Here is a 25261-nt window from a genome sequence, read left to right as displayed (position 1 = left end):
AAGGAACCCCCATGATGCCGCTTTCTTCACCCTTACAGCAGCAGTGGCAGACGGTATGTGAACGTCTGCCGGAAGCATTATCCGCCTCGTCGTTAAGCGAGCAGGCCCGGCAGGTACTGACCTTCAGCGATTTTGTGCAGGAGAGCGTCACCGCCCATCCTGACTGGCTGGCAGAGCTTGAAGCCTCGCCACCTCAGGCGGACGAGTGGCAGCACTACGCGCAGTGGTTACAGGACGCGCTGGTGGATATCAGCGATGAACCCGCGCTGATGTGCGTGCTGCGCCAGTTTCGCCGTCGGGTGATGGTGCGCATCGCCTGGGCGCAGGCGCTGATGCTGGTGAATGAAGAGAGCACCCTACAGCAGTTAAGTCACCTTGCGGAGACGCTGATCGTCGCCGCACGGGACTGGCTGTACGACGCCTGCTGCCGGGAATGGGGCACGCCATGCAGTGAGGAGGGTACTCCGCAGCCGCTGATGATTCTGGGCATGGGCAAACTGGGCGGGGGCGAACTTAACTTTTCCTCGGACATCGACCTGATCTTCGCCTGGCCGGAGAAGGGCGCCACCCGCGGCGGACGTCGCGAGCTGGATAACGCCCAGTTCTTCACCCGGCTGGGGCAGCGGCTGATTAAGGCCCTGGATCAACCTACTCAGGATGGCTTTGTCTATCGCGTGGACATGCGCCTGCGCCCGTTTGGCGACAGCGGCCCGCTGGTGCTGAGCTATGCTGCGCTGGAAGATTACTACCAGGAGCAGGGCCGCGACTGGGAACGCTACGCGATGGTGAAGGCGCGGATCATGGGCGATACCGGCGATGCGTATGCCAACGAGCTGCGCGCCATGCTGCGCCCGTTCGTGTTCCGTCGCTACATTGATTTCAGCGTTATTCAGTCGCTGCGTAACATGAAAGGGATGATTGCCCGGGAAGTGCGTCGGCGTGGCCTGAAAGACAACATCAAGCTGGGGGCCGGCGGCATTCGCGAGATTGAGTTTATCGTCCAGGTGTTCCAGCTGATCCGCGGCGGACGCGAGCCCTCGCTGCAGTCCCGTTCTTTGCTGCCCACTCTGGGCGCCATCGCTCAGCTGAACCTGTTGCCGGAAGGTGATGACCGGATCCTGCGCGAGGCCTACCTCTTTTTACGGCGACTGGAAAACCTGCTCCAGAGCATCAATGACGAACAAACCCAGACCCTGCCGGGGGATGAGCTCAATCGCGCCCGTCTCGCCTGGGGGATGCGCGTTGACGACTGGCAGGCACTGACCGACGCGCTGGATGCGCACATGGCGGCGGTGCGGCGCATATTTAACGATCTGATCGGCGACGATGAGAGCGAATCCCAGGACGATGAGCTTTCCGAGCACTGGCGCGAGCTGTGGCAGGATGCGCTGCAGGAGGACGACACCACACCGGTGCTGACTCACCTCAGCGATGACGATCGCCATCGGGTGGTGGCGCTGATCGCCGATTTCCGCCTTGAGCTGAACAAGCGTGCCATCGGCCCGCGCGGCCGCCAGGTGCTGGATCACCTGATGCCGCACCTGCTCAGCGACGTCTGCTCCCGCGCCGATGCCCCGGTACCCCTGTCGCGCCTGACCCCGCTGCTGAGCGGGATCATCACCCGTACCACCTATCTGGAGCTGCTCAGCGAGTTCCCCGGGGCGCTGAAGCACCTGATCTCCCTCTGCGCCGCCTCGCCGATGATTGCCAGCAAGCTGGCGCGCTATCCGCTGCTGCTGGACGAGCTGCTCGATCCCAACACCCTTTACCAGCCGACGGCGACCGACGCCTATCGCGACGAGCTGCGCCAGTACCTGCTGCGCGTGCCGGAAGAGGACGAAGAGCAACAGCTGGAGGCGCTGCGGCAGTTTAAGCAGGCGCAGCTGCTGCGCGTGGCGGCGGCGGATATCTCCGGAACCCTGCCGGTGATGAAAGTGAGCGATCACTTAACCTGGCTGGCGGAAGCGATTATTGATGCGGTGGTCCATCAGGCGTGGGTGCAGATGGTGGCCCGTTACGGCCAGCCGAAGCACCTGGCCGATCGCGAAGGGCGCGGCTTTGCGGTGGTGGGCTACGGCAAGCTGGGCGGCTGGGAGCTGGGCTACAGCTCCGATCTGGATCTGATTTTCCTGCATGACTGCCCGGTGGATGTCATGACCGACGGCGAGCGGGAGATCGACGGTCGTCAGTTCTATCTGCGCCTCGCCCAGCGCATCATGCACCTGTTCAGCACCCGGACCTCGTCCGGCATTCTGTATGAAGTGGATGCCCGTCTGCGTCCGTCCGGGGCGGCGGGCATGCTGGTCACCTCTACCGACGCCTTCGCCGACTACCAGAAGAACGAAGCCTGGACCTGGGAGCATCAGGCCCTGGTGCGTGCCCGGGTGGTGTATGGCGATCCGCAGCTGAACGCGCAGTTCGATACCATTCGTCGCGACGTGCTCACCGCCACGCGGGAGGGCCCGACGCTGCAAACTGAAGTGCGCGAGATGCGCGAGAAGATGCGCGCCCATCTCGGCAATAAACACCGCGATCGCTTTGATATCAAAGCCGATGAAGGTGGTATCACCGACATTGAATTTATTACGCAATACCTTGTGCTGCGTGACGCGCACAGCAAGCCGAAGCTCACCCGCTGGTCGGATAACGTGCGCATTCTGGAGCTGCTGGCGCAAAACGACATTATGGACGAGCACGAGGCGCTGGCACTGACCCGCGCCTACACCACGCTGCGCGATGAGTTGCACCATCTCGCGCTGCAGGAGCAGCCCGGCCATCTGCCGCTCGACTGCTTTAATGCCGAGCGAGAGCTGGTGCGGGCCTGCTGGCAGAAGTGGCTGGTGGAACCGTGCGTAACAAAACAAGTGTGATATTATCGCGCGCAAATTGTGAATCTTTCTGGAGTCAGGAATGAAAGTAACACTGCCAGAGTTTGAACGTGCTGGAGTTATGGTGGTTGGCGATGTGATGCTGGATCGCTACTGGTATGGGCCAACCAGCCGCATTTCCCCGGAAGCCCCGGTCCCGGTGGTGAAGGTGGATACCATTGAAGAGCGTCCTGGCGGCGCGGCAAACGTGGCGATGAACATTGCTTCCCTCGGCGCGCATTCGCGTCTGGTGGGGCTGACCGGTATCGACGACGCGGCGCGTGCGCTGAGCAAGACCCTTGCGGACGTGAACGTCAAATGTGACTTCGTTTCTGTTCCGACGCACCCGACCATCACCAAGCTGCGCGTGCTGTCGCGCAACCAGCAGCTGATCCGCCTCGACTTCGAAGAGGGCTTTGAAGGCGTGGATCCGGAGCCGCTGCACGAGCGCATCAACCAGGCGCTGGGCAATATCGGCGCACTGGTGCTCTCTGACTACGCCAAAGGGGCACTGGCCAGCGTGCAGCAGATGATTACCCTGGCGCGCGATGCCGGTGTGCCGGTGCTGATCGACCCGAAAGGCACCGATTTCGAACGCTATCGTGGGGCGACGCTGCTTACGCCGAACCTGTCTGAGTTCGAAGCGGTAGCGGGTAAATGCAAAACCGAAGAGGAGATCGTTGAGCGCGGCATGAAGATTATCGCCGACTTCGACTTCTCCGCGCTGCTGGTGACCCGCTCCGAGCAGGGGATGACCCTGCTGCAGCCGGGCAAAGCGCCGCTGCATATGCCAACCCAGGCGCAGGAAGTGTATGACGTCACCGGTGCCGGTGACACGGTTATCGGCGTGCTGGCAGCAACGCTTGCCGCAGGTAATACGCTGGAAGAGGCCTGCTATTTTGCCAATGCCGCCGCGGGCGTGGTGGTGGGTAAACTGGGTACCTCTACCGTTTCGCCAATCGAACTGGAAAACGCGGTGCGCGGTCGTGCCGATACCGGTTTTGGCGTGATGAGCGAAGATGAGCTTAAAGTGGCGGTTGCCGCCGCCCGTAAGCGTGGCGAGAAAGTGGTGATGACCAACGGCGTGTTCGACATTCTGCACGCGGGTCATGTCTCCTATCTGGCGAACGCTCGCAAGCTGGGCGACCGTCTGATTGTGGCGGTCAACAGCGATGCCTCCACCAAACGGCTGAAAGGCGAGACCCGTCCGGTGAACCCGCTTGAGCAGCGCATGATCGTACTCGGCGCGCTGGAAGCGGTGGACTGGGTGGTGTCGTTCGAAGAAGACACGCCGCAGCGTCTGATTGCCGGGATCCTGCCGGATCTGCTGGTCAAAGGCGGTGACTACAAGCCGGAACAGATCGCAGGTAGCGAAGAGGTGTGGGCCAACGGCGGGGAAGTGATGGTGCTCAACTTTGAGGACGGGTGTTCAACCACCAACATCATTAAGAAGATCCAGAAAGACAGTCAGTAGTCGTCTGTAAATGCCCGGTAAGCGAAACGCCACCGGGCGTTACAGCGTTATTCCACGTCGTTAACCGGTGGGATCGCCGGTGCCGGACGCACTTCTTCAACGACGTTGCGGTTTTCCAGCTCGGTCAGACGCTGCTCCAGCAGGGCGATTTTCTCGCGGGTACGCAGCAGCACCTGCGTTTGTACGTCAAATTCTTCACGGCTGACCAGATCCAGACGCATCAGCTGCGACTGCAGCACCTGGCGGATCTTCTTCTCAACATCATCACCGAATTCACGCACGCCTTTCGGCATAGATTCATGGACCTGGCGGGCAAGTTGTTCAATTTTTTTTGGGTCGATCATGGTAGTTCCCTTGAAGAAAAGGTGTTAACGACCATTGTAGCGCGTAACTGCGATCCTTAAACCAGATTTGTGTGAAGCTTATGCGTTGCCGAACATAATCATTAGCGTTATAGTTATCCCGCTTATTCTCAGGGCGGGGCGAAATTCCCCACCGGCGGTAAATCAGCTCTACGCTGAAAGCCCGCGAGCGCTTTGGGTGCAAACTCAAAGGTCAGCAGATCCGGTGTAATTCCGGGGCCGACGGTTAAAGTCCGGATGGGAGAGAGTAACGAACCAGTCGGGCGAGGCCCGCTCACGTTATTTTTTTGCCGCACGACGGCGCTCCTAAGACTGCCCTGATTCTGGTAACCATAATTTTAATGAGGTTTTTTTACCATGAATCAGACGCTCCTTTCCTCTTTCGGTACCTCTGCTGACCGCGTTGAACATGCGCTTGCTGCGCTTCGCGAAGGTCGTGGCGTAATGGTGCTTGACGATGAAGATCGTGAAAACGAAGGCGATATGATTTTCGCCGCCGAAACCATGACCGTTGAGCAGATGGCGCTGACCATCCGTCACGGCAGCGGCATCGTTTGCCTGTGTATCACCGAAGATCATCGTAAGCAGCTGGATCTGCCGATGATGGTAGAGAACAACACCAGCGCCTACGGGACCGGTTTTACCGTGACCATCGAAGCGGCCAGCGGTGTGACCACCGGTGTGTCTGCGGCTGACCGCGTGACCACCGTGCGTGCAGCCATTGCCGATGGCGCAAAACCTTCTGACCTGAACCGTCCGGGCCACGTATTCCCGCTGCGCGCGCAGCCGGGTGGCGTCCTGACCCGCGGCGGCCACACCGAAGCGACCATCGACCTGGTGACGCTGGCCGGTTTCAAACCTGCCGGTGTGCTCTGTGAACTGACCAATGATGATGGCTCTATGGCGCGCGCGCCGGAGTGCATCGAATTTGCCGCGAAGCACAACATGGCGGTAGTCACTATCGAAGATCTGGTGGCGTATCGCCAGGCGCACGAGCGCAAAGCCAGCTGATACCGCATCAATAAAAAACGCCGGGATAACCCGGCGTTTTTTTTAGCCTATTCCGGCCGTCTGGAGTAACACCAGACTGAGCCCCATCACCGACATCCCGCACAGTACGCCATAGCTGGGATTGTTATTCGGGTCGATCTCTTTGGCGAGCGGCATCAGCTCATCCACCGACAGCGCCACCATAATGCCTGCTACCGCTGCCATAATGGCTGCCATCACCACCGGCGAAATCAGGCTGCCGAGGATCAACCACGCCAGCACCCCGCCGAGGATCTCCGCCATGCCGGAAATGCCTGCCCAGAACACCGCTTTACGCTTTGATCCCGTAGCCGCATAGACCGGGCCCGCTACTGCCAACCCCTCCGGGATATTGTGCAGCGCCACTGCCAGCGCAATACCGAATCCTAACTCCAGATTGTTGCTGGCGGTCACGTAGGTGGCAACGCCTTCCGGAAAGTTATGCAGGCTGATGCCCAGGGTCAGGAGCAGGGCGGTGCGCCGAAGGTTAGCGGGCAGCGGCTGACTCCCTTTTTGCATCAGATCCTGCGGATGCGCGTGGGGCAGCATTCTGTCCAGCGCAAAGTAGCCCAGCAGGCCAACGACAAACATCCCGTAGCCCAGCACCGGCGACATGCCTTCCGTGCCGAGGGCGGCGGGCAGCATCTCCATCAGCGAGATGAGCAGCATAATCCCGGCCGCAAAGCCGAGGGAAAAGGCCAGCACGCGGTTAGAGGGCTTCTGGCCCAGGACGCCGAGCATGGCGCCGATAAACGTGGCAGCACCAGCAAGAATAGTCAGAATCAGCGGAACTGACATTCACCTCTCCTTATGATAATGATTCTCATTAATATTAAAGGCTAAACTCGCACAATGCGAGAGGGTACAGTAGCCTTTACAGATCCCTTACATTCAAATTTCCTGATGATCTTCATCATGGTTATCTGAGTTCATCTTATCGGGTTAACGGTTAAGGTAAAGCTATCAAATCGACACCTTGTGTAAGGATATCATCATGACTTCTTCTCGTATGCCAGCGCTGTTTGTGGGTCACGGCAGCCCAATGAATGTGCTGGAAGATAACGTCTATACCCGCGCCTGGCGGCATCTGGGCGAGACGTTGCCGCGTCCGAAGGCGATCGTGGTGGTCTCCGCACACTGGTTTACCCGTGGCACCGGCGTCACCGCGATGGAAACCCCGAAAACCATCCATGATTTCGGTGGTTTCCCGCAGGCGCTGTACGACACGCACTATCCGGCACCGGGCTCCCCGGTGCTGGCGCAGCAGCTGGTGGATCTGCTGGCCCCGATCCCGGTCACCCTTGATAAAGAGGCGTGGGGCTTTGACCATGGCTCCTGGGGCGTGCTGATCAAGATGTACCCGGATGCCGATATCCCGATGGTGCAGCTCAGCATCGACAGCACCAAACCGGCGGCCTGGCACCTGGAGATGGGGCGTAAGCTCGCGTCTCTGCGTGACGAAGGCATTATGCTGGTGGCCAGTGGTAACGTAGTGCATAACCTGCGCACCGCTCGCTGGCACGGGGAAAGTACGCCTTATCCCTGGGCGACGTCATTTAATGATTACGTGAAAATGAACCTGAACTGGCAGGGGCCGGTAGAGGAGCATCCGTTGGTCAATTACCTGGCACACGACGGCGGCTCGCTCTCGAACCCGACGGCGGAACACTTCCTGCCGCTGCTCTATATCCTGGGCGCGTGGGATGGTCAGGAACCGATTACCACACCGGTAGAGGGCATCGAGATGGGCAGTTTGAGTATGTTGTCGGTGCAGGTGGGGTGAAAACACGCCGGGTGGCGGCTTCGCCTTACCCGGCCTACAACACACTGTAGGCCCGGTAAGCGGCAGCGCCACCGGGCATGGCTTATTCCACGAAGATATGCGGGTAGAACCGGGACAGGTCTTGCGTGATCAAGGCTCGATCTTCACGAATACCAACCCCGGCGGGTTGATCGTTGATCAGCCAGCTGCCGATCAGCATATAGCTGTCGCCATACTTCGGCAGTTGATAGAACTGCTGGACGATCATTCCCTCTTCGCCATACGGGCCTTCTACCGCTTCCACGGTGCTACCGTTTTCGATAATCGACACGTTGGCCCCCTCGCGGGAGAAGATCGGCTTTTTGACGTACTTATCCATCTGCGGATAGTCATCTTCCGCGAAGTACGCTGGCAGCAGATTCGGGTGGTCCGGGAACATCTCCCACAGCAGTGGCAGCAGGGCTTTGTTGGAGATAATGCTCTTCCACGCCGGTTCCAGCCAGCGCACGCCAGCATCTTCCAGCTTGGTGGAGAACACTTCGCGCAGCATATATTCCCACGGATAGAGCTTGAACAGGTTACTGATAACCTGATCCTGCGTATCGGTGAACTGACCTCTTTCGCCCAGCCCGATATCTTCTATATAGAGAAACTCGCTGGCAACCTCGGCCTCGGCTGCGCAATCCTGCAGATACTGCACCGTGCCGCGATCTTCAACCGTGTCACGACAGCAGGCGAAGTGCAGCAGGTTGAAGCCGTGCTGCTCGCGCAGCTCCGCGAAACGCTCAATCAGCTTTTCCTGCAGGCTGTTGAACTGATCGCTGCCTTCCGGCAGGTTGCCCGCCGCGACCTGATCTTCGAGCCAGATATACTGGAAGAAAGCCGCTTCGTACAACGAGGTTGGCGTATCGGCGTTATTCTCGAGCATCTTCGGCTCACCGACGCCATCCCACGCCAGATCGAGGCGCGAATAGAGCGACGGCTGATGCGTCTGCCATGACTGACGCACAAAGCCCCAGGTGTGCTTCGGAATACGGAATTTAGTCAGCAGCTCATCGCTGGCAATGACCTTCTCCACTACCTTCAGGCACATCTGATGCAGTTCGGCCGTCACCGCTTCCAGCTTCTCAACCTGGCCGAGGGTCAGCTTGTAATAGGCATCTTCACACCAGTACGGCTCGCCGTACATGGTGTGAAAGTTGAAACCGTATTCGGTGGCTTTTTCGCGCCAGTCCGGGCGCTCAACAATACTGACTCGTTCCATTATCAGCCGCCCATAGAGCGTGTTGAGGTGCCGGTCGCGCTACGCTGCATGGTGTTCTGTTTAGCAACAGAGTCACCGAAGCCGCCGCGGGTAACGGTATTCGTGGTCGCCGGTTTTGGCGCCATGGCGGTCTTAGGCACGTTCATGGTGCGGCCAGGCTGTGCAGCGCCGTAACCTTTGCCGCTGGCATCGGTGTACTGACCGTAAGCCGGGCTGGCCGGGTTTTTCGAGCTGAACAGCGGCTGCTGTTTATAACCCGCGCCACCACCCATCAGACGGCCCATCATATAGCCCGCCATCAGCGGCATCCAGAAGCTGCCGCTGGATTGTGCCTGGGCCTGGTTTTCCGGGGCGGTACCCGCCTGAGCCGGTGCCTGCTGGCACTGACCTTCGCCAAATTCTGCCACACAGTCTTCACGGCTGGCGTATTTCGGCGCGGTGCGTTCCGCTTCCTTCAGGGCGTTGTTGTAAGAGGCGGTACACTCCGCGCTTTTACCGGTGGCTGCAGCACAGTCATCGGCATTCTGATAGAGCGAAACTGTTTCGTCAGTTTGTTCACAGCCTGCCAGCATAAAAACAGCGGTAAACGCCAGGGCGACAGGGGTGAGATGACGCGCGTTCCAGCTTTTGCGGAACGAAGCGTGATTAATGGATTTTGTCCGTTTCATAATTGTCTTCCAGGACCCAGTGGTAAAACACAGAAAATAACGCTCAGAATAGAGGATGAGTGGTGGAAATTGAAGCGATCGGCGTCAAACCGGGGGATCTTTACGTTGGCTTACGTTTTTTTGTCGGGCAGGCAGGATTTAACCGGCCTGGTGAACCCAGGCCGGTATCAATATCAGTTGCTGGTAGTGCGTGCGGCGGCGGCGGTGTAACCGTCAGCAGAGGCATCCTGCTGTGGATTTTCCGGGGCCACGGCTTCCGGGGTAGTGGAGATCGGTTTACCCAGGGCACCGTTCAGCGCCAGCAGATCCTGCTCGTTCAATGTACCCAGCGCTTGCTTGATGTTCAGCTGGTTAATCAGGTAGTTGTAACGAGCGTTAGAGAGCTGTTGTTTGGCGTTGTACAGCGTGGTGGTCGCGTCCAGCACGTCAACGATGGTACGGGTACCGACAGAGTAACCGGCTTCCGACGCATCCAGTGAGCTCTGGGCAGAGACCACAGCCTGTTTGTAGGCGTTGATGCTGCTGACAGAGGCGTTCACGTTGTTGAAGGAGGAGCGCACGGTCTGCACTACGCTGCGGTGCGCGCTTTCAAGCTGCTCGCTGGCACCAACAAAGTTGTACTGTGCCTGTTTGACCTGCGAATTCACCTGGCCGCCCTGATAGATTGGCAGGGAGAAGTTCAGGCCAATTTTATTCTGGCCAACATCGGTATCGTTGTACTGAGCACCGCTGGTTCTGGAACCGCTGTAGCTGGTGCTAGAAAGACCGCTTGAGGCGCTCAGGCTCAGGGTTGGCAGATGGCCATCCTGTGCGAGGCGGATCTGCTCGCGGGCCAGGTCCTGGCTCAGACGCGCCTGCAACAGGCTGAGGTTACGGTTTTCAGCTTCTTTCAGCAGGGCATTCACCGCCTGCGGCTTTTCGGCTTTGAAGTGATCAACGTTCAGCGAGGCCAGTTGCGGATAGTAATTACCGGTTACCTGACGCAGCTCTTCGACGGCATTATCCAGGTCGTTACGCGCGGTAACTTCGTTCGCCAGCACGTTGTCGTATTGTGAACGGGCGTTCTGCACGTCAGTGATCGCCACCAGGCCCACGTTGAAACGCTGGGTGGTCTGATCGAGCTGACGATAGATAGCTTGTTTCTGTGCTTCAACGTAGGAGAGCGTATCGATGGCGCTCAGTACTTTGAAGTAGGTGGTTGCCGTATTAAGGATCAGCGTCTGCTGGTCGGTCTGATAGGTGACATCCTGAATACCGGCAGATTTCTCCTGCAGGCTCAGGTTACGCCATTTAGACATATCAAACAGCGTCTGGGTTAACTGGAGTGAACCACTGGTGACGTTAGAGTCGACGCCGTTAGCATCACGGTAACCGTTGTTATAGGTATAATCTGCACCTAAACCCAGCTGTGGTAATAATGGGCTGCGTGCTTCATTAATCTTTTCAAAGGCAGCATCACGATCGGCGGCGGACCTACGCAGTTCCGGGTTGCTCAGACGTGCCTGCTTATAAACCTGCATCAGGTCCTCTGCCTGACTCAACGCGCTGAAACCCGTCAGGCTCAGGCCGATGAGGATGGGGAGCAATTTCTTCATTTGCTTTCCTTGTTGTGAAGCTTAGTTAGCGCTGATCTAATTAAAAAATATCTACCGATTCTAGCAGACTTCGCCACTGCAAAAGGTTGGCGTTCCGTGCCATGCGGCAGTAACTTGCACCAATTTACCATACTGTAGTAGAAACCGCAGTTTAGCAGAATTGAATTTCACCTTAACGCCACCATTTATATCAGGATGCAAACATGGATAAACCAGAAAAGTTGCCAGTGACTTTCACAAAAAACGATGTAGAAATTATTGCACGAGAAACGCTCTACAGCGGATTTTTTTCACTGGAATTATACCGTTTTCGCCATCGTCTGTTTAACGGTGAAATGAGTGGCGAAGTCAGACGCGAAATTTTTGAGCGCGGGCATGCTGCAGTGTTGCTACCCTTTGACCCAGTGCGTGACGAAGTGGTACTGATAGAGCAGATTCGCATTGCCGCGCTGGATACCAGCGAAAGCCCGTGGTTACTGGAAATGGTGGCCGGGATGGTGGAAGAGGGCGAGACGCCGGACGATGTCGCCCGGCGCGAGGCGATGGAAGAGGCCGGGCTTGATGTCGGTCGTACAAAACTGATCACCAGCTATCTGGCAAGCCCTGGCGGCACCAGCGAGCGCCTGTCAGTTCTGGTTGGCGAAGTGGACGCCACGACCGCGCAAGGGATTCACGGTCTGGTTGATGAAAACGAAGATATTCGTGTTCATGTGGTAAGTCGGGAGCAGGCTTATCAATGGGTAGAAGAGGGGAAAATCGACAACGCGGCTTCTGTCATCGCTTTGCAATGGCTCCAGCTGCATTATCAGGACTTACGAAACGAGTGGAAAAAATGAAGCGTTATACACCTGACTTCCCTGAAATGATGCGTCTGTGCGAGACCAATTTCGCCCAATTGCGCCGACTACTGCCGCGTAACGATGCGGTCGGTGAAACAGTGAGCTATCAGGTGAGCAACGCGCAGTATCGGTTAACCATTGTTGAATCAACCCGTTACACTACACTGGTGGAAATTGAGCAAACCGCGCCATCCATCAGCTACTGGAGCCTGCCGTCGATGACGGTACGGCTCTACCATGACGCGATGGTCGCTGAAGTGTGTTCAAGTCAGCAGATCTTCCGCTTCAAAGCGCGTTATGATTACCCAAATAAAAAGTTGCATCAACGTGACGAAAAGCATCAAATTAATCAGTTTTTGGCCGATTGGCTACGATACTGTTTAGCACATGGAGCGATGGCGATTCCGGTTTGTTAGCGTCGTAAACCTACCTAAGGACACCATTTGGAAAGCCTGTTGAACCTGACTGTTGCTGGTGGGGCGCCAGTCAGGGTATTGCAAATTACTGATACTCACCTGTTTGCCAATAAGCATGAAACCCTGTTAGGTGTGAATACCTGGGAGAGTTATCAGGCTGTTCTGGAAGCTATTCATGCCCAGAAGCGCGAGTGCGATCTGATTGTCGCCACGGGCGATTTGGCGCAGGATCAAACCTCCGCGGCTTATCAGCATTTTGCTGAAGGTATCGCGAGCTTTAACGCGCCCTGTGTCTGGTTACCCGGTAATCACGATTTTCAACCTTCAATGTATAGCGCGCTTCAGGATGCGGGGATTTCGCCTGCGAAACGGGTCCACACGGGCGACAACTGGCAAATTATGCTGCTCGACAGCCAGGTTTTCGGCGTGCCGCACGGCGAGCTGAGCGAGTTTCAGCTGGAGTGGCTCGAAGCAAAACTTGAGGCCGATCCTGAGCGTCATACCCTGCTTTTACTGCACCATCATCCGCTGCCGGCAGGATGCAGCTGGCTCGATCAGCACAGCCTGCGCAACTCCGCTGCTCTCGATCGGGTGCTGATGAAATTCCCGCGGGTGAATCACTTACTCTGCGGCCATATTCACCAGGAGCTGGATCTCGACTGGAACGGTCGTCGCCTGCTGGCTACGCCCTCTACCTGCGTGCAGTTCAAACCGCACTGTGCGAACTTCACCTTAGATACCATTGCGCCTGGCTGGCGCTGGCTGGAACTGCATGCCGACGGCTCGTTAACGACCGAAGTCTGCCGCCTGCAAAGCACGCAGTTCCGCCCGGATACTGCGTCAGAAGGCTACTGATGTCTGCGCTCCTTTATCTGCACGGGTTCAACAGCTCCCCGCGCTCCGCAAAAGCAACGCTGTTTCGACAGTGGCTGGAGGTGCATCATCCCCACGTCGAGATGATCGTCCCGCAGCTGCCGCCATACCCGGCCGAGGCCGCCGACATGCTGGAGGCGATTGTCCTGGAGCACGGCGGCGAGTCCTTTGGTGTGGTTGGGTCATCCCTCGGCGGTTATTACGCCACCTGGCTGTCCCAGTGCTTCATGGTACCTGCGGTGGTGGTCAATCCGGCGGTGCGGCCTTTTGAGCTGCTGGTGGGCTATCTGGGGCACAACGAGAACCCCTACACCGGACAGCAATATGTGCTAGAGTCACGCCATATTTACGACCTCAAAGTGATGCAGATTGATCCGCTGGAAGCACCAGATCTTATCTGGCTGCTGCAACAGACGGGTGATGAAGTGCTGGATTACCGCCAGGCGGTGGCGTACTACGCCTCCTGCCGCCAGACTATAGAAGAGGGCGGTAATCATGCCTTCACGGGCTTTGAGGATCATTTCACCCAGATTGTCGATTTCCTTGGTCTGCACAGCCTCTGACAATCGCTGCGAATTGCTAGTTTAAATCATGACGCAAACCTATAACGCTGATGCCATTGAGGTACTCACCGGGCTTGAGCCGGTTCGCCGCCGTCCGGGGATGTACACCGATACCACGCGCCCAAACCATCTGGGCCAGGAAGTAATTGATAACAGCGTCGACGAAGCGCTGGCGGGTCATGCCAAACGCGTCGACGTGATCCTGCACGCCGATCAGTCGCTGGAAGTCATCGACGACGGCCGCGGCATGCCGGTGGATATTCACCCGGAAGAGGGTGTCCCGGCGGTTGAACTGATCCTCTGTCGTCTCCATGCGGGCGGCAAGTTCTCCAACAAAAACTACCAGTTCTCGGGTGGCCTGCACGGGGTAGGTATCTCCGTGGTCAACGCCCTGTCAAAACGGGTTGAAGTCACCGTGCGCCGCGACGGCCAGGTGTACAACATCGCCTTTGAGAACGGCGACAAAGTGCAGGATTTGAAGGTGATCGGTACCTGCGGCAAACGCAATACCGGCACCAGCGTCCACTTCTGGCCGGACGAGAGCTTCTTTGATAGCCCGCGTTTCTCAGTCTCGCGCTTAACGCACATCCTGAAAGCGAAAGCGGTCCTCTGTCCTGGGGTGGAGATCACCTTCAAGGACGAGGTCAACAACAGCGAGCAGCGCTGGTGCTACCAGGACGGTCTGAACGACTACCTGGGCGAAGCGGTTAACGGTCTGCCAACCCTGCCGGAAAAACCTTTTATCGGTAATTTTTCCGGTGATACGGAAGCGGTGGACTGGGCGCTGCTGTGGCTGCCGGAAGGCGGCGAGCTGCTGACCGAAAGCTACGTCAACCTGATTCCGACCATGCAGGGCGGGACCCACGTTAACGGCCTGCGCCAGGGCCTGCTGGACGCGATGCGCGAGTTCTGCGAATACCGCAATATCCTGCCGCGCGGCGTGAAGCTGTCGGCGGAAGATATCTGGGATCGCTGCGCCTACGTGCTGTCGGTCAAAATGCAGGACCCGCAGTTTGCCGGGCAGACCAAAGAGCGTCTCTCCTCGCGCCAGTGCGCGGCATTTGTGTCGGGCGTGGTGAAAGATGCCTTCAGCCTGTGGCTGAACCAGAACGTGCAGGCCGCAGAGATGCTGGCCGAAATGGCAATTTCCAGCGCCCAGCGCCGCCTGCGTGCGGCGAAGAAAGTGGTGCGCAAAAAGTTGACCAGCGGCCCTGCGCTGCCGGGCAAGCTGGCGGACTGTACTGCGCAGGATCTGAACCGCACCGAGCTGTTCCTGGTGGAAGGGGATTCCGCAGGCGGATCGGCCAAGCAGGCGCGCGATCGTGAATACCAGGCGATCATGCCGCTGAAGGGTAAGATCCTGAATACCTGGGAAGTCTCTTCCGATGAGGTGCTGGCGTCGCAGGAGGTGCACGACATCTCCGTGGCGATCGGTATCGATCCGGACAGCGAGGATCTGAGCCAGCTGCGTTACGGCAAGATCTGTATCCTCGCGGATGCGGACTCCGATGGTCTGCACATCGCCACCCTGCTGTGCGCGCTGTTTGTGAAGCACTTCCGTGCGCTGGTGAAAAACGGTCATGTTCACGTGGCATTGCCGCCGCTGTACCGTATCGATCTCGGCAAAGAGGTCTATTACGCTCTGACGGAAGAAGAGAAAGCGGGCGTGCTGGAGCAGCTCAAGCGCAAGAAGGGCAAACCGAACGTGCAGCGCTTTAAAGGGCTGGGTGAGATGAACCCGCTCCAGCTGCGTGAAACCACCCTGGATCCCAATACCCGCCGTCTGGTGCAGCTGACCATCAGCGATGAAGACGAGCAGCAGACCAACGCGATGATGGATATGCTGCTGGCCAAGAAGCGCTCGGAAGATCGCCGCAACTGGCTGCAGGAGAAGGGCGACCTGGCGGATATCGAAGGTTGATATAACGACAGGTTTTCCAGGCCGGGTAAGGCGTAGCCGCCACCCGGCATCTCCTCAGGCCGCATGATTCTTCCGGTACTGCAAGGGCGTCTCTCCGATGCCCTTTTTAAATGCGCTAATAAAATAGGTCACGTCCGAAAACCCCACCCGCGCGGCGATATCCCGCACGCTCGCCTCACTGTGCAATAAACTCTCGCAGGCCTTTCGCAGGCGCAACGTATTCAGGTAATCGTGAATTTTCTCCCCCGTTTCAGCATGAAACTTCCGTGACACGTAGCTGCGGGATTTCCCCAGCTCGCCTGCCAGTGCATCGAGGCTGAATTTCTGCTGATAATGCTCATCCAGCCAGAACATCACCTGGCTGGCGATCCCCTGGCTGTTGCCGGGTTGGCCTTCATCATCGGGCGGCAGCATGGCAAACAGGCCGATCAGCAGGCTGGCGACGCGCTCGCTGTTCATCGGTGGCGGATAGCAGCTGAACAGATGATCGAGATGGCTGTGGCAGTGCGCCATATCCGCCACCCAGGCTTCGCCTCCGCGCCGGGACAGCTTCTGCAGCCGCTGCTGCGTCTGGGGAAAATCGCGCAGCGCCTTCAGAACCGCATGCTGATCGAGATGAATAATGGTCCGCCGGTAGTTCGCTTCAGCTTGGGGGTCGACCATCACCTTGTGCAGGGTAAAAGGCGGAAAGAAGAACAGCCGTCCTGGGCGCATGGTGTAGTGGCGATTATCGACAATCGCCACGCCAAACCCCTCTTCGACATAGAGAATTTCCAGACACTGGTGCCAGTGGTGATAGCGCACAGTGTTGGCAAACAGGCGGCTGAACGACACGATAGTATCGTTCAGGGCAATCAGCTCAAGGTGTTCCGCCGTCGGTGTCTCGCGCATAGTGCAATAAAACTCAACTTTTCCCTTTTCCTGCTTCTTTATAAACCACCTTTTTAAATTTCCTCAACTGCGAGTTTATTCATCTCTCACTCCTGTGACCCGGCTAACATTTCTGCCCCTTGCTGATTAACTATTCTTTGCCGCAGTTGATTACGAGGACCAGCCTATGTGCGCGGCAAACAAAGAAAAATCAAATCCGTTGTCATCCCGCCAGGATCTGGTGGCGGCCCTGAATACCCTGCTGGCGGCGGTAGACACCCAGTTCCCGGCGGGCAGTTCCCGCTTTTCGCTGGGGGATACCAGCGCCCACTACGCCACGGATGTGGCGCAGATGGAGGGGCTCTCCCGGGTATTGTGGGGGTTGTTTCCGCTGATGGCTGCGGGGGACAGCACGCCGTTCAACGACAAATACATCGCCGCCATTAAGCAGGGCACCGACCCGCAAAGCGCAGGCTACTGGGGCGAAGCCGGGCCTTACGATCAGCGCCTGGTGGAGATGGCGGCCTATGGCCTCGGGCTGGCGCTGCTGCAGGACAAACTCACTGAGCGGTTTAGCGAACGCGAGTTGATGAACCTGCACGCCTGGCTGAACCAAATCACCGACGCAACGATGCCGGACAGCAACTGGAACTATTTCGCCATCATGGTCCAGCTCGGCTTTAAGCGTGCCGGACTGCCGTATGACCAGCAGGCCATCGATCGCCGCTTCGCGATGATGGATGCCTACTATCTGGGGGAGGGGTGGTACTCCGACGGCCCGGGTCGGCCAAAGGATTACTACATTTCAATGGCGTTTCACTTCTACGGCCTGATCTACGCCACCCTGAGCGGGGATGAGGCGCGGGCAAAAGTGCTGCGCCAGCGTTCGCGTCTGTTTGCCGAAGACTTTATCTATATGTCCGCCGCGGATGGCGCTTCGGTGCCCTTTGGTCGCAGCCTGACCTACCGTTTCGCGATGGTCGCCTTCTGGAGCGCAGTGGCCTTCTCCGGGCTGGAGGTGTTCACGCCAGGTATTGTGAAGGGGATTATCCTGCGTCATCTGCGCTGGTGGCAGCCGCAGCCGATAACCGATCGCGACGGGATCCTGACCCTCGGTTTTGCCTACCCGAATCTGGCGATGTGCGAGGACTATAACTCCCCCGGCTCGCCGTACTGGGCGCTGAAAACGTACCTGATCCTGGCCCTGCCGGAGAGCCATCCGTTCTGGCAGGCCGACGAGCAGCCGCTGCCTGCGCTTGCCGAAAAGCGCGTCATTCCCCATGCCCAACAGCTCCTGATCCACACCGATCATGTGACCATGCTCACCGCCGGACAGCTGGAGCTGAACAACTACGTCAACACCGAGGCGAAATACACCAAATTTGCCTACTCAAGCCGGTTTGGTTTCACCATTGAGCGCGGACGCTTCGGCCTCAAGCACGCTGCCTGCGATTCGATGCTGCTGCTGGCCGATGGCGACAACTACTTCCGCGGCCGCCGCGAGTGCGAGACGGTGCGCGTTGACGAGAACTACATCTTCTCGCGCTGGTCGCCGTGGCATGACGTTCACATTGATAGCTGGCTGGTGCCGTTCGGCGAGTGGCATCTGCGTCTGCACCGCATCACCAGCGCGCGCACCTTACAAACGGTTGAGGGTGGCTTCGCGGTGATGAAAACCGAGCCGCAGCTTCATGGGCGGGGCAGTTACCTGAGCGCCGATAACGGCAGCAGCGCCATCGTCGATCTCTCACCAAACATTAGCCGCCAGCCGGACAGCGTGGTGACGCCGCCGAACAGCAGCATCATGTTTGCCGAATGCGCCGCCATTCCGGTGCTCACCAGCGCCATCCCACAGGGCGAAAGCTGGCTGTGCTGCGCGGTGACGGCCTCGGCTCAGAATAAAAACCGGGCGGAAAGCCCGCAACTGCAAATCAACAATAACCAGGTGGTGATTCGCGCACCTGGAAGCGAACGTCAGCTGTCGTTCATTTTATAAAGCCCTTACCCTGGATATCGGCGAGGATGGTATGAATAACAAAACTGAATATTACAAAATCAGCAGTTTTATCTTTCTCTATTTCTTTACCTGGTCGGCAAGTATTGGTCTGCTGGCGATCTGGCTTGGACAAAAAGCCAATCTCAGCGGGTCGGTGATCGGCACCGTCTTTGCGGTCAACGGCATCTTCTCCGTTATTCTCAAACCGATCTACGGCTATATTCTGGATAAGATCGGCATGAGCAAATACCTGCTCTATTTTGTGGTGGCGATGTCCGCCCTGATGGCGCCGTTCTTTATTTACGTTTATCAGCCGCTGTTAATGTCCAACACCATGCTGGGGATTATTATCGGCGCGCTCTATTTAAGCTTCGCCTGGTATGCGGGTGTGGCGGCATGCGAATCCTATTCCGACCGTTTCAGCCGCCTGAACGGCATGGAGTTTGGTCAGATCCGCATGTGGGGTTCATTGGGCTGGGCGGTGGCGTCGTCGTTCTCTGGCCTGCTGTTTAACCTCTCTCCCTCTTACAACTTCATTATGGGCAGCGTGGCGTCGGTGATTATGCTGATCGTCCTGCTGAACCTGAAGGTGAACACCAACTCCGAGCATGCCGGTGAGGTGCTGACCAAAGAGAAAATCGCCCCGGCGGATGTCTATGCCTTACTGCGCAGCCGCAAGTTCTGGGCCTTCTGCCTGTACGTGGCGGGTGTGGCGTGGATGATGTTTATCGCCGAGCAGCAGTTCTCCCGCTATTTCGTTACCTTCTTCGATGATATTCACCAGGGCAACGCGGTGTTTGGCTATCTCGGTACCGTGCAGTCGGGGATGGAATTCGTGATGTATATGGTGATCCCGCTGTTCGTGAACTTTATCGGGGCTAAGCGTGGATTGTTAATCGTCGGCCTGATTGTCGGGGCGCGACTGATTATTTCCGGGATGTGCGACTCGCACCTGTTAATTTCGGTGCTCAAGCCGCTGTACGGACTGGAAATCTGTCTTCTGCTGGTGTCGGTATTTAAATATATCGCCGAGCATTTCGATAAACGCGTCAATGCCACCATGTACCTGCTGGGCTACCAGGCGATGCTCTACGTCGGCAACGTCGTGGTGTCGTCACCTGCCGGGTATATGTATGACCGCATCGGCTTCGAGCAGACCTATATCATCATGGGCGCCACGGCGCTGACCTTTACCCTTATTTCTGCGTTTACCTTATCCGCCTGCCAGAGCAAATGGCGCGGGGCTAAAACGCTGAACGTTGCAGAACACCACTAATTTACGCCGTCAAAGAAGGAATCGAATTATGTTAAGTCATATCACCGAGGAACGTCTGGCCGATATTCCCGCGCCCGTGGATGAACGCGCCTTCCGGGATGAATTAAGCTCGGCGCGCAGCCATGTCCTCGACCTGATTAGCCGTCATTTAACGGAGTTCGGTGAACAGTTCCCGGCGGAAACCTGCAAGGACGGATTTTACCCGCTGACGGAAAACGTCGAGTGGACCACCAGCTTCTGGACCGGGCAGCTGTGGCTGGCGTGGGAGATGAGCGGCGAGGAGAAATTCCGCGCCATGGCCGAGAAACACACCCGCTCCTTTGGTCTGCGCATCGCCGGGCGCAGCGACACCAATACCCACGATCTCGGCTTCCTCTACACGCTCTCCTGCGTGGCGGACTGGCGGCTGACCGGCAGCCGCGAGGCGCGCGGCTTCTCGCTGCTGGCCGCCGAAGCGCTGCTGGAGCGCTTCCACGAGAAAGCGAAGATCATCCAGGCGTGGGGTGATCTGGCGGATCCGCAGCAGGCCGGGCGGATGATCATCGACTGCAACATGAACCTGCCGCTGCTCTACTGGGCGACCGAGCAGACCGGGGATCCACGCTTTGCCGAGGCCGCCAGAGCCCACGTCATGCAGGCCGCGACATACCTCATCCGCGACGATGCCTCGACCTTCCACACCTACTATATGGACGTGGTTACCGGCGCACCGCGCTACGGCAATACCCAGCAGGGCTATGCGGATGACTCCTGCTGGTCGCGCGGCCAGGCGTGGGGGATCTACGGCTTCCTGCTGAGCTACATCTATACCGGCGATGCGACGATGATCGCCCTGTCAAAACGGCTGGCGAACTACTTCCTCAACCGGCTTCCAGAGGATCACGTCTGTCACTGGGACTTGGCCCTGGTGGGCACCGATGCCCTGCGCGATTCGTCGTCGGCGGCGATTGCGGTATGTGGCCTGCTGGAGCTGGTGAAGCATCTGCCGGTGACCGATCCGGATCGCGAGCGCTATCTGGCGTGGGCGAAAGGGATCATGTCCTCGCTGACGAAGCACTATCTGATGGGTAAAGAGGAGAAGGGCAACGGCCTGCTGAAGCACTCGGTTTATCACCTCGCCAGCAACAAGGGCGTGGATGAGTGTGCCAGTTGGGGGGATTACTTCTACGTTGAGGCGCTGGTGCGCTTTACCCAGAGCTGGAAGCTCTACTGGTAATCGAAAAGCCCGGTGGCGCTAAGCTTACCGGGCATCAATGGTCAGGCTTCAGGGATACGCAGCGTCTGCCCCGGATAAATTTTATCCGGGCTGGAGAGCATAGGGCGGTTGGCTTCAAAGATTTTGTTGTATTTCGACGCGTCGCCGTACACGGTTTTGGAGATGGCGCTCAGGGTGTCGCCCGATTTAACCGTGTAGTAGGTGGCCTCATGCTGGGTGTCAGTGGCGTTGATGGTGTTCTCCACCTCGCTGACGCCCGCAATGTTCCCCACCGCGACCTGGATTTTTTCTTTCTGTTCCTGGGTGAGCCCGTCACCGGTCACCACGGCCTTACCGTCATTGACGTTGACCTGCACCTTTTCAGCGCCCGGTATGTTGAGCTTTTTGAGGTGCTCAGAAACTTTATCGCTTTGACCTTTGTGATCGGTCAGGTTGTCCCACAGCTTTTCACCTGCTTCTTTAACGAAGTTAAAAATTCCCATTCCTTCCTCCAGATAACAATGAAATCAGCAATAAGCATAGCAGGTGCGGTTTAGAGTGATAAAAAAAGCCCGGTAACCTAACGTTACCGGGCCTAAAAAACCGTAGGCCGGGCAAACGCAGTGCCGCCCGGCGATACCGCGGAGGTTAAACCCCCTGCTCCAGAATACGAATATGCGTTTCCAGAACATCACCTTTCACCGCCTCGCTCCACGCTTTCATGTGCGGGGTCTGCAGGTGGGCTTCGAGGTGGGCCACGGTTTCCCACAGCTCAACCATGACGATGGAGTCCGGGGCAGTGGTCTGGAAGCTGACGCCAGCGGCGGTATCTACCATTGGCGCGTATCCGTGGCAGCCTGCTTCTTCCAGAACGGTCGGGATAATCTTCGCAAACTCATCCAGCACCGCCTGACGGTGATGTTGACCTGGACGGGTGCGGATTTCAGCAATAACGGTAAGCATGGTCATTTCTCCTGATAACATGCCACCAGTTAAGCAAAAATTTCCGCGAGATGCTTGCGATATTCTGCGATATAGCGTGGCACATCCGGCATTTTGATCACGTCATTGGTGATAAAGGTTGGCAGCGCCTCCATCCCCAGGAACTGGTTGGCCTTGTGGAACGGGAGATAAACACCGTCAACGCCCACGCCGTGGAAGAACTGATCTTCGTCGGTGAAGGCCTCCATCGGGGCGTTCCAGGTCAGGGAGAGCATGTACTTTTTCCCCTGAATCAGGCCGCCGGAGCCGTACTTCTTCGAGGCATCAGAGCGGGTGCGGCCGTCGCTGGCATACAGCGCGCCGTGGCCTTCGGTAAAGACGTCGTCCATGTACTTTTTCACGGTCCATGGCGCGCCCATCCACCAGCCAGGCATCTGCCAGATCACCACGTCAGCCCAGAGGAAGTTCTGCACTTCGGCCTGGATATCGTACTCACCGTCGGTGCGCACGACCTTAACATCATGTCCGGCGTCGCGCAGGAAGCCGTCCGCGACCTCGGTCAGGGTGTCATTCAGTTGACCATTAGAGTGGGCGAATTTTTTCGCGCCGTTGATAATCAGAATATTGCTCATTAAGTTGTCCTCAGAGTAGCGAGTCTGAGGGCCATTCTACGCGCGACAGCGGTGCGGTGAAATTAGCAAAATGTGCAAAGTCTTTTGCTGAAACAGCAATAATCTCTTACCAGCCGATCCTGACCTCAAATCCGCCATCCTGCCCGTTGCGAAGAGAAACCTGCATCCGGTGCAGCATGGCGATGCGCTTGACGATCGACAGGCCCAGGCCGCTGCCGGTCTGATCCTGGCCGGGCGGGCGATAAAAACGCTCCCCGATCCGCGCCAGGGCCTCGGGCGCAATACCCGGGCCGGTGTCGCGCACGGTAAAGCTGCGGGTATCCAGCGTCACCTCCACCACACTGCCGCGCGGGCTGTAGCGCACGGCGTTATCCAGCAGGTTACGCACCAGCAGGCTCAACAGGAGTTGTTGCCCGGTACGGGTGACCTGCGGGTCGTGAATATAGAGGCGGATCTCGATCCCGGCCTGCTGCGCCGGGTGATAGATATCCATCACCGCCGACTGGAGTAAATCGGCCATCTTAAGGGGTTCGACATCGTCCAGATTTTCCAGCGAATCCAGGCGCGACAGCGTCAGGAGCTGCTCAACCAGCCTTGATGCCCGGTCGATCCCGGCGTGCAACTGGTCCAGGGCTTTCGCCTGCGCCTGCGGGTCGTCCAGCGACAGCTGCGCGACGTCGGTCTGCACTTTCAGCGCGGTGAGCGGGCTGCGCAGCTCGTGGGCGGCATCCGAGGTAAAGCGGCGCTCGCGGGCCATCATCTCCCCGGTGCGGGCGAAAAGCTGATTCAGCGCATCCACCAGCGGGCTGACCTCTGCGGGCACTCCGTGCGTCGGCAGCCGGTCGGTGGCATCGGGGGATCGGGCGCGCAGGGTTTGCGCCAGCTTTTTTAGCGGCCAGAGCTCACGGCTCAACAGAACGATTAGCACCAGCAGCATCACCGGTAGCGCCACCAGCCACGGGGTGAGCTGCGATTTGACCACGTCCAGCGCCATCTCCTGGCGGTACTCCCGCTCCTGGCCGACCACAACCCGGTACTCGCCGTCCGGTGCGGTGAGCCATAAGAAGCGCCATTCGTCGTTATCGTCGTTGATCTGGCCTTTATCAAAACCTTCCCGGCGATAGTGATACGGAATATTGCGCCCGTTTTCGCCGTCGTTCAGCACCATTTTGCCGTCGGGGGTGTAGATGGCGAAGGCCAGCGCATCGTCGTCCAGATGCCCATGTTTCGCCTTTTTCGGCACCTCGCGCATCCGTTCCGGGGCGCGGATCTCATCCAGATCCATGGTCAGGAGCCGTTTAGCAAACAGCATCTGCTGGGTGTCGAACAGCTTATCGAGCTTCTCGCTGGTTTGCTGCCAGGCGACAAGGCTGGCGGCAAACCACGCCGTCAGCGACAGGACGAGGAACAGCAGCGTCAGGCGCAGCTTGAGGCTCAGGCGTTGGGTCAGTTTCATGCATCACCCAGGGTATAACCGATGCCGTGCACGGTGCGGATAAAATCGCTGCCGAGCTTACGGCGCAGATGGTGGACGTGGACTTCTATGGCATTACTGGAGACATCGTCGTCCCAGGTATAGAGCTTCTCTTCAATCAGCTTGCGCGGCAGCACCCGGCCCGCGTTGCGCATTAACAGCTCCAGCAGGGCGAACTCTTTCGGCTTGAGCACCAGGGTTTCGCCATTAAGGCTGGCCACCAGCCGGGTAGGATCGAGCGTCACGCCGCCGTGGCGCAATTCGCTGTGCGCCTGACCGTGGCTGCGGCGCACCAGCGCCTCAAGGCGGGCGGCCACTTCGATCAGCGCGAAGGGTTTGCAGAGATAGTCGTCGGCCCCGAGACGCAACCCCTCAACGCGCTGGTTGAGCGCATCCCGCGCGGTGAGGATCAGCACCGGCTCGCTGCGGCCCTGTTCCCGCCATTCGCGCAGGATCTGCAGCCCGTCGAGGCCGGGCAGGGTCAGGTCGAGCACCACCGCGTCATAGGGGGCGCTGTAGAGCGCCGCTCTGCCGGTTTCACCCTCGGTAAACCAGTCCACGCTGAAGCCCAGTTTCGTCAGCCCGGCCTTGATGCCGTCGCCGATCAGCTTGTCGTCTTCTACCAGTAAAATGCGCATGTTCCCTCCCTGTTGCGGCCAGTAAACCCTCTGTCACGCCCGGCTGTACAGTAAAAAAATTTAAATTTTCCGCTTAAGAAGTTGTTAAGGTTTACCCTGTTTAATGGATTGCGAAACGACATTAAAGGGAGAGTTAAGATGAAAAAATACGCTGCGATTGCTGCCATCATGATGATCACCACCGCGCCGGTGTTTGCTGCTCAGGGCGGGTTTAACGGCCCGTCAGCGACGGCAACCCAGACGCAAACCCAGCAGGGCGGTTTTGTCGATAACGACGCCAACCTCACCACCGCCGCCAAGGTCAAGGATCTGAAGGACGACAGCTGGGTAAAACTGCGCGGGAACATCACCGAGCGCCTGTCCGACGACCGCTACACCTTCCGCGATGAGAGCGGCACGGTGAACGTCGAGATCGACAACAAACACTGGAACGGCCAGACCATTTCCCCGCAGGATAAGGTTGAGCTGCAGGGCAAGGTCGATAAAGAGTGGAACGATTTCGAAATCGACGTGAAACAGGTTATTAAGCTGAGCAAATAACCCGGAAAGGGGCCGCTATTTCGGCCCCTTTTTCTTTGTGACTCGACTCGCCAGATAAGGTAGTA

General features: G+C 58.0%; 24 protein-coding genes and 1 riboswitch. Of the genes, 13 read left to right on the top strand and 11 right to left on the bottom strand.

The features are described 5' to 3' along the window. The first annotated feature begins 11 nt into the window (after nucleotides 1-11). A complete protein-coding gene (glnE, locus tag M8318_RS08130) occupies nucleotides 12-2870 on the top strand; it encodes a bifunctional [glutamate--ammonia ligase]-adenylyl-L-tyrosine phosphorylase/[glutamate--ammonia-ligase] adenylyltransferase (protein WP_262661886.1) in 2859 nt (952 codons plus the stop codon). A 40-nt stretch (nucleotides 2871-2910) separates the two neighbouring features. After that, nucleotides 2911-4341 (top strand): bifunctional D-glycero-beta-D-manno-heptose-7-phosphate kinase/D-glycero-beta-D-manno-heptose 1-phosphate adenylyltransferase HldE, encoded by a 1431-nt coding sequence (gene hldE / locus M8318_RS08125; protein ID WP_225758061.1) that lies wholly within the window; start codon nucleotides 2911-2913, stop codon nucleotides 4339-4341. A 47-nt stretch (nucleotides 4342-4388) separates the two neighbouring features. Here hldE and ubiK read toward each other — a convergent pair whose 3' ends face one another. Next, nucleotides 4389-4685 (bottom strand): ubiquinone biosynthesis accessory factor UbiK, encoded by a 297-nt coding sequence (ubiK, locus tag M8318_RS08120; RefSeq protein ID WP_225758062.1) that lies wholly within the window; start codon nucleotides 4683-4685, stop codon nucleotides 4389-4391. 120 nt (nucleotides 4686-4805) lie between these two features. Next, nucleotides 4806-4956: riboswitch (FMN riboswitch) on the top strand. A gap of 104 nt (nucleotides 4957-5060) precedes the next feature. On the opposite strand from ubiK, the gene ribB reads away from it, so the two are divergent. Continuing rightward, on the top strand, nucleotides 5061-5714 hold the full coding sequence (gene ribB, locus M8318_RS08115; RefSeq protein WP_262661885.1) for a 3,4-dihydroxy-2-butanone-4-phosphate synthase: 654 nt from the start codon (nucleotides 5061-5063) through the stop codon (nucleotides 5712-5714). Nucleotides 5715-5756: 42 nt separating this feature from the next. Here ribB and zupT read toward each other — a convergent pair whose 3' ends face one another. Further along, nucleotides 5757-6530 (bottom strand): zinc transporter ZupT, encoded by a 774-nt coding sequence (gene zupT / locus M8318_RS08110; RefSeq protein ID WP_106995844.1) that lies wholly within the window; start codon nucleotides 6528-6530, stop codon nucleotides 5757-5759. 196 nt (nucleotides 6531-6726) lie between these two features. Here zupT and ygiD point away from each other — a divergent pair, with 196 nt between their 5' ends. Beyond that, nucleotides 6727-7515 (top strand): 4,5-DOPA-extradiol-dioxygenase, encoded by a 789-nt coding sequence (ygiD, locus tag M8318_RS08105; protein WP_262661884.1) that lies wholly within the window; start codon nucleotides 6727-6729, stop codon nucleotides 7513-7515. Nucleotides 7516-7597: 82 nt separating this feature from the next. On the opposite strand, the gene M8318_RS08100 is transcribed toward ygiD, so the two are convergent. The 3 genes from M8318_RS08100 to tolC form a co-directional block, all read right to left on the bottom strand. Continuing rightward, a complete protein-coding gene (locus M8318_RS08100; RefSeq protein WP_262661882.1) occupies nucleotides 7598-8758 on the bottom strand; it encodes a glutathionylspermidine synthase family protein in 1161 nt (386 codons plus the stop codon). A gap of 2 nt (nucleotides 8759-8760) precedes the next feature. Continuing rightward, nucleotides 8761-9426, bottom strand: a complete 666-nt coding sequence (locus M8318_RS08095) for a DUF1190 family protein (protein ID WP_106995841.1) — start codon at nucleotides 9424-9426, stop codon at nucleotides 8761-8763. A gap of 173 nt (nucleotides 9427-9599) precedes the next feature. Then, nucleotides 9600-11021: an outer membrane channel protein TolC gene (gene tolC, locus M8318_RS08090; protein ID WP_262661880.1), complete on the bottom strand. Its 1422-nt coding sequence runs from the start codon at nucleotides 11019-11021 to the stop codon at nucleotides 9600-9602. A gap of 203 nt (nucleotides 11022-11224) precedes the next feature. Between tolC and nudF the strand changes: the two genes are divergently transcribed. The 5 genes from nudF to parE are packed head-to-tail and all read left to right on the top strand — an operon-like array spanning nucleotide 11225 to nucleotide 15633. Continuing rightward, nucleotides 11225-11857 (top strand): ADP-ribose diphosphatase, encoded by a 633-nt coding sequence (gene nudF / locus M8318_RS08085; protein ID WP_262661879.1) that lies wholly within the window; start codon nucleotides 11225-11227, stop codon nucleotides 11855-11857. Further along, nucleotides 11854-12276 (top strand): DUF1249 family protein, encoded by a 423-nt coding sequence (locus tag M8318_RS08080; RefSeq protein WP_032614182.1) that lies wholly within the window; start codon nucleotides 11854-11856, stop codon nucleotides 12274-12276. The genes nudF and M8318_RS08080 overlap by 4 nt, the downstream gene beginning before the upstream one ends. A 27-nt stretch (nucleotides 12277-12303) precedes the next feature. Continuing rightward, complete coding sequence (cpdA, locus tag M8318_RS08075; protein ID WP_262661877.1) at nucleotides 12304-13131, top strand: 3',5'-cyclic-AMP phosphodiesterase; 828 nt, start codon at nucleotides 12304-12306, stop codon at nucleotides 13129-13131. After that, nucleotides 13131-13712: an esterase YqiA gene (gene yqiA, locus M8318_RS08070; protein WP_262661876.1), complete on the top strand. Its 582-nt coding sequence runs from the start codon at nucleotides 13131-13133 to the stop codon at nucleotides 13710-13712. The genes cpdA and yqiA overlap by 1 nt, the downstream gene beginning before the upstream one ends. Before the next feature lie 28 nt (nucleotides 13713-13740). Next, on the top strand, nucleotides 13741-15633 hold the full coding sequence (gene parE, locus M8318_RS08065) for a DNA topoisomerase IV subunit B (RefSeq protein WP_262661875.1): 1893 nt from the start codon (nucleotides 13741-13743) through the stop codon (nucleotides 15631-15633). Between the two features lie 54 nt (nucleotides 15634-15687). Here the strand turns inward: parE and M8318_RS08060 are convergent, their stop codons facing one another. Continuing rightward, on the bottom strand, nucleotides 15688-16524 hold the full coding sequence (locus M8318_RS08060) for a helix-turn-helix transcriptional regulator (RefSeq protein WP_262661873.1): 837 nt from the start codon (nucleotides 16522-16524) through the stop codon (nucleotides 15688-15690). 166 nt (nucleotides 16525-16690) lie between these two features. Between M8318_RS08060 and M8318_RS08055 the strand changes: the two genes are divergently transcribed. From M8318_RS08055 to M8318_RS08045, 3 genes are read left to right on the top strand one after another with little or no spacing between them, the layout of a single operon-like run. Next, entirely contained in the window at nucleotides 16691-18499 is a 1809-nt protein-coding gene (locus tag M8318_RS08055; protein ID WP_262661871.1) for a DUF2264 domain-containing protein, read from the top strand. A gap of 31 nt (nucleotides 18500-18530) precedes the next feature. Next, entirely contained in the window at nucleotides 18531-19775 is a 1245-nt protein-coding gene (locus tag M8318_RS08050; protein WP_181247333.1) for an oligosaccharide MFS transporter, read from the top strand. Between the two features lie 28 nt (nucleotides 19776-19803). Beyond that, nucleotides 19804-20991 carry a glycoside hydrolase family 88 protein gene (locus M8318_RS08045; protein WP_262661868.1) on the top strand — a complete coding sequence of 396 codons (1188 nt, stop codon included), beginning with the start codon at nucleotides 19804-19806 and terminating at the stop codon, nucleotides 20989-20991. Nucleotides 20992-21032: 41 nt separating this feature from the next. On the opposite strand, the gene lysM is transcribed toward M8318_RS08045, so the two are convergent. The 5 genes from lysM to qseB form a co-directional block, all read right to left on the bottom strand. Continuing rightward, nucleotides 21033-21473: a peptidoglycan-binding protein LysM gene (gene lysM, locus M8318_RS08040; protein ID WP_106995830.1), complete on the bottom strand. Its 441-nt coding sequence runs from the start codon at nucleotides 21471-21473 to the stop codon at nucleotides 21033-21035. Between the two features lie 145 nt (nucleotides 21474-21618). Continuing rightward, nucleotides 21619-21933, bottom strand: a complete 315-nt coding sequence (locus M8318_RS08035; protein ID WP_262661867.1) for a putative quinol monooxygenase — start codon at nucleotides 21931-21933, stop codon at nucleotides 21619-21621. Nucleotides 21934-21962: 29 nt separating this feature from the next. Beyond that, a complete protein-coding gene (locus M8318_RS08030) occupies nucleotides 21963-22544 on the bottom strand; it encodes an NAD(P)H-dependent oxidoreductase (RefSeq protein WP_166184023.1) in 582 nt (193 codons plus the stop codon). Between the two features lie 106 nt (nucleotides 22545-22650). Beyond that, nucleotides 22651-24000 carry a quorum sensing histidine kinase QseC gene (gene qseC, locus M8318_RS08025; RefSeq protein WP_262661866.1) on the bottom strand — a complete coding sequence of 450 codons (1350 nt, stop codon included), beginning with the start codon at nucleotides 23998-24000 and terminating at the stop codon, nucleotides 22651-22653. Next, nucleotides 23997-24656 (bottom strand): quorum sensing response regulator transcription factor QseB, encoded by a 660-nt coding sequence (gene qseB, locus M8318_RS08020; protein ID WP_262661865.1) that lies wholly within the window; start codon nucleotides 24654-24656, stop codon nucleotides 23997-23999. The genes qseC and qseB overlap by 4 nt, the downstream gene beginning before the upstream one ends. Before the next feature lie 138 nt (nucleotides 24657-24794). Here qseB and M8318_RS08015 point away from each other — a divergent pair, with 138 nt between their 5' ends. Further along, entirely contained in the window at nucleotides 24795-25196 is a 402-nt protein-coding gene (locus M8318_RS08015; protein WP_106995826.1) for a YgiW/YdeI family stress tolerance OB fold protein, read from the top strand. Nucleotides 25197-25261: the final 65 nt, after the last annotated feature.

The organism is Leclercia tamurae (assembly GCF_025566055.1).
GTDB lineage: Bacteria > Pseudomonadota > Gammaproteobacteria > Enterobacterales > Enterobacteriaceae > Enterobacter > Enterobacter tamurae.
This window is presented reverse-complemented; position numbering and strand designations above follow the sequence as displayed.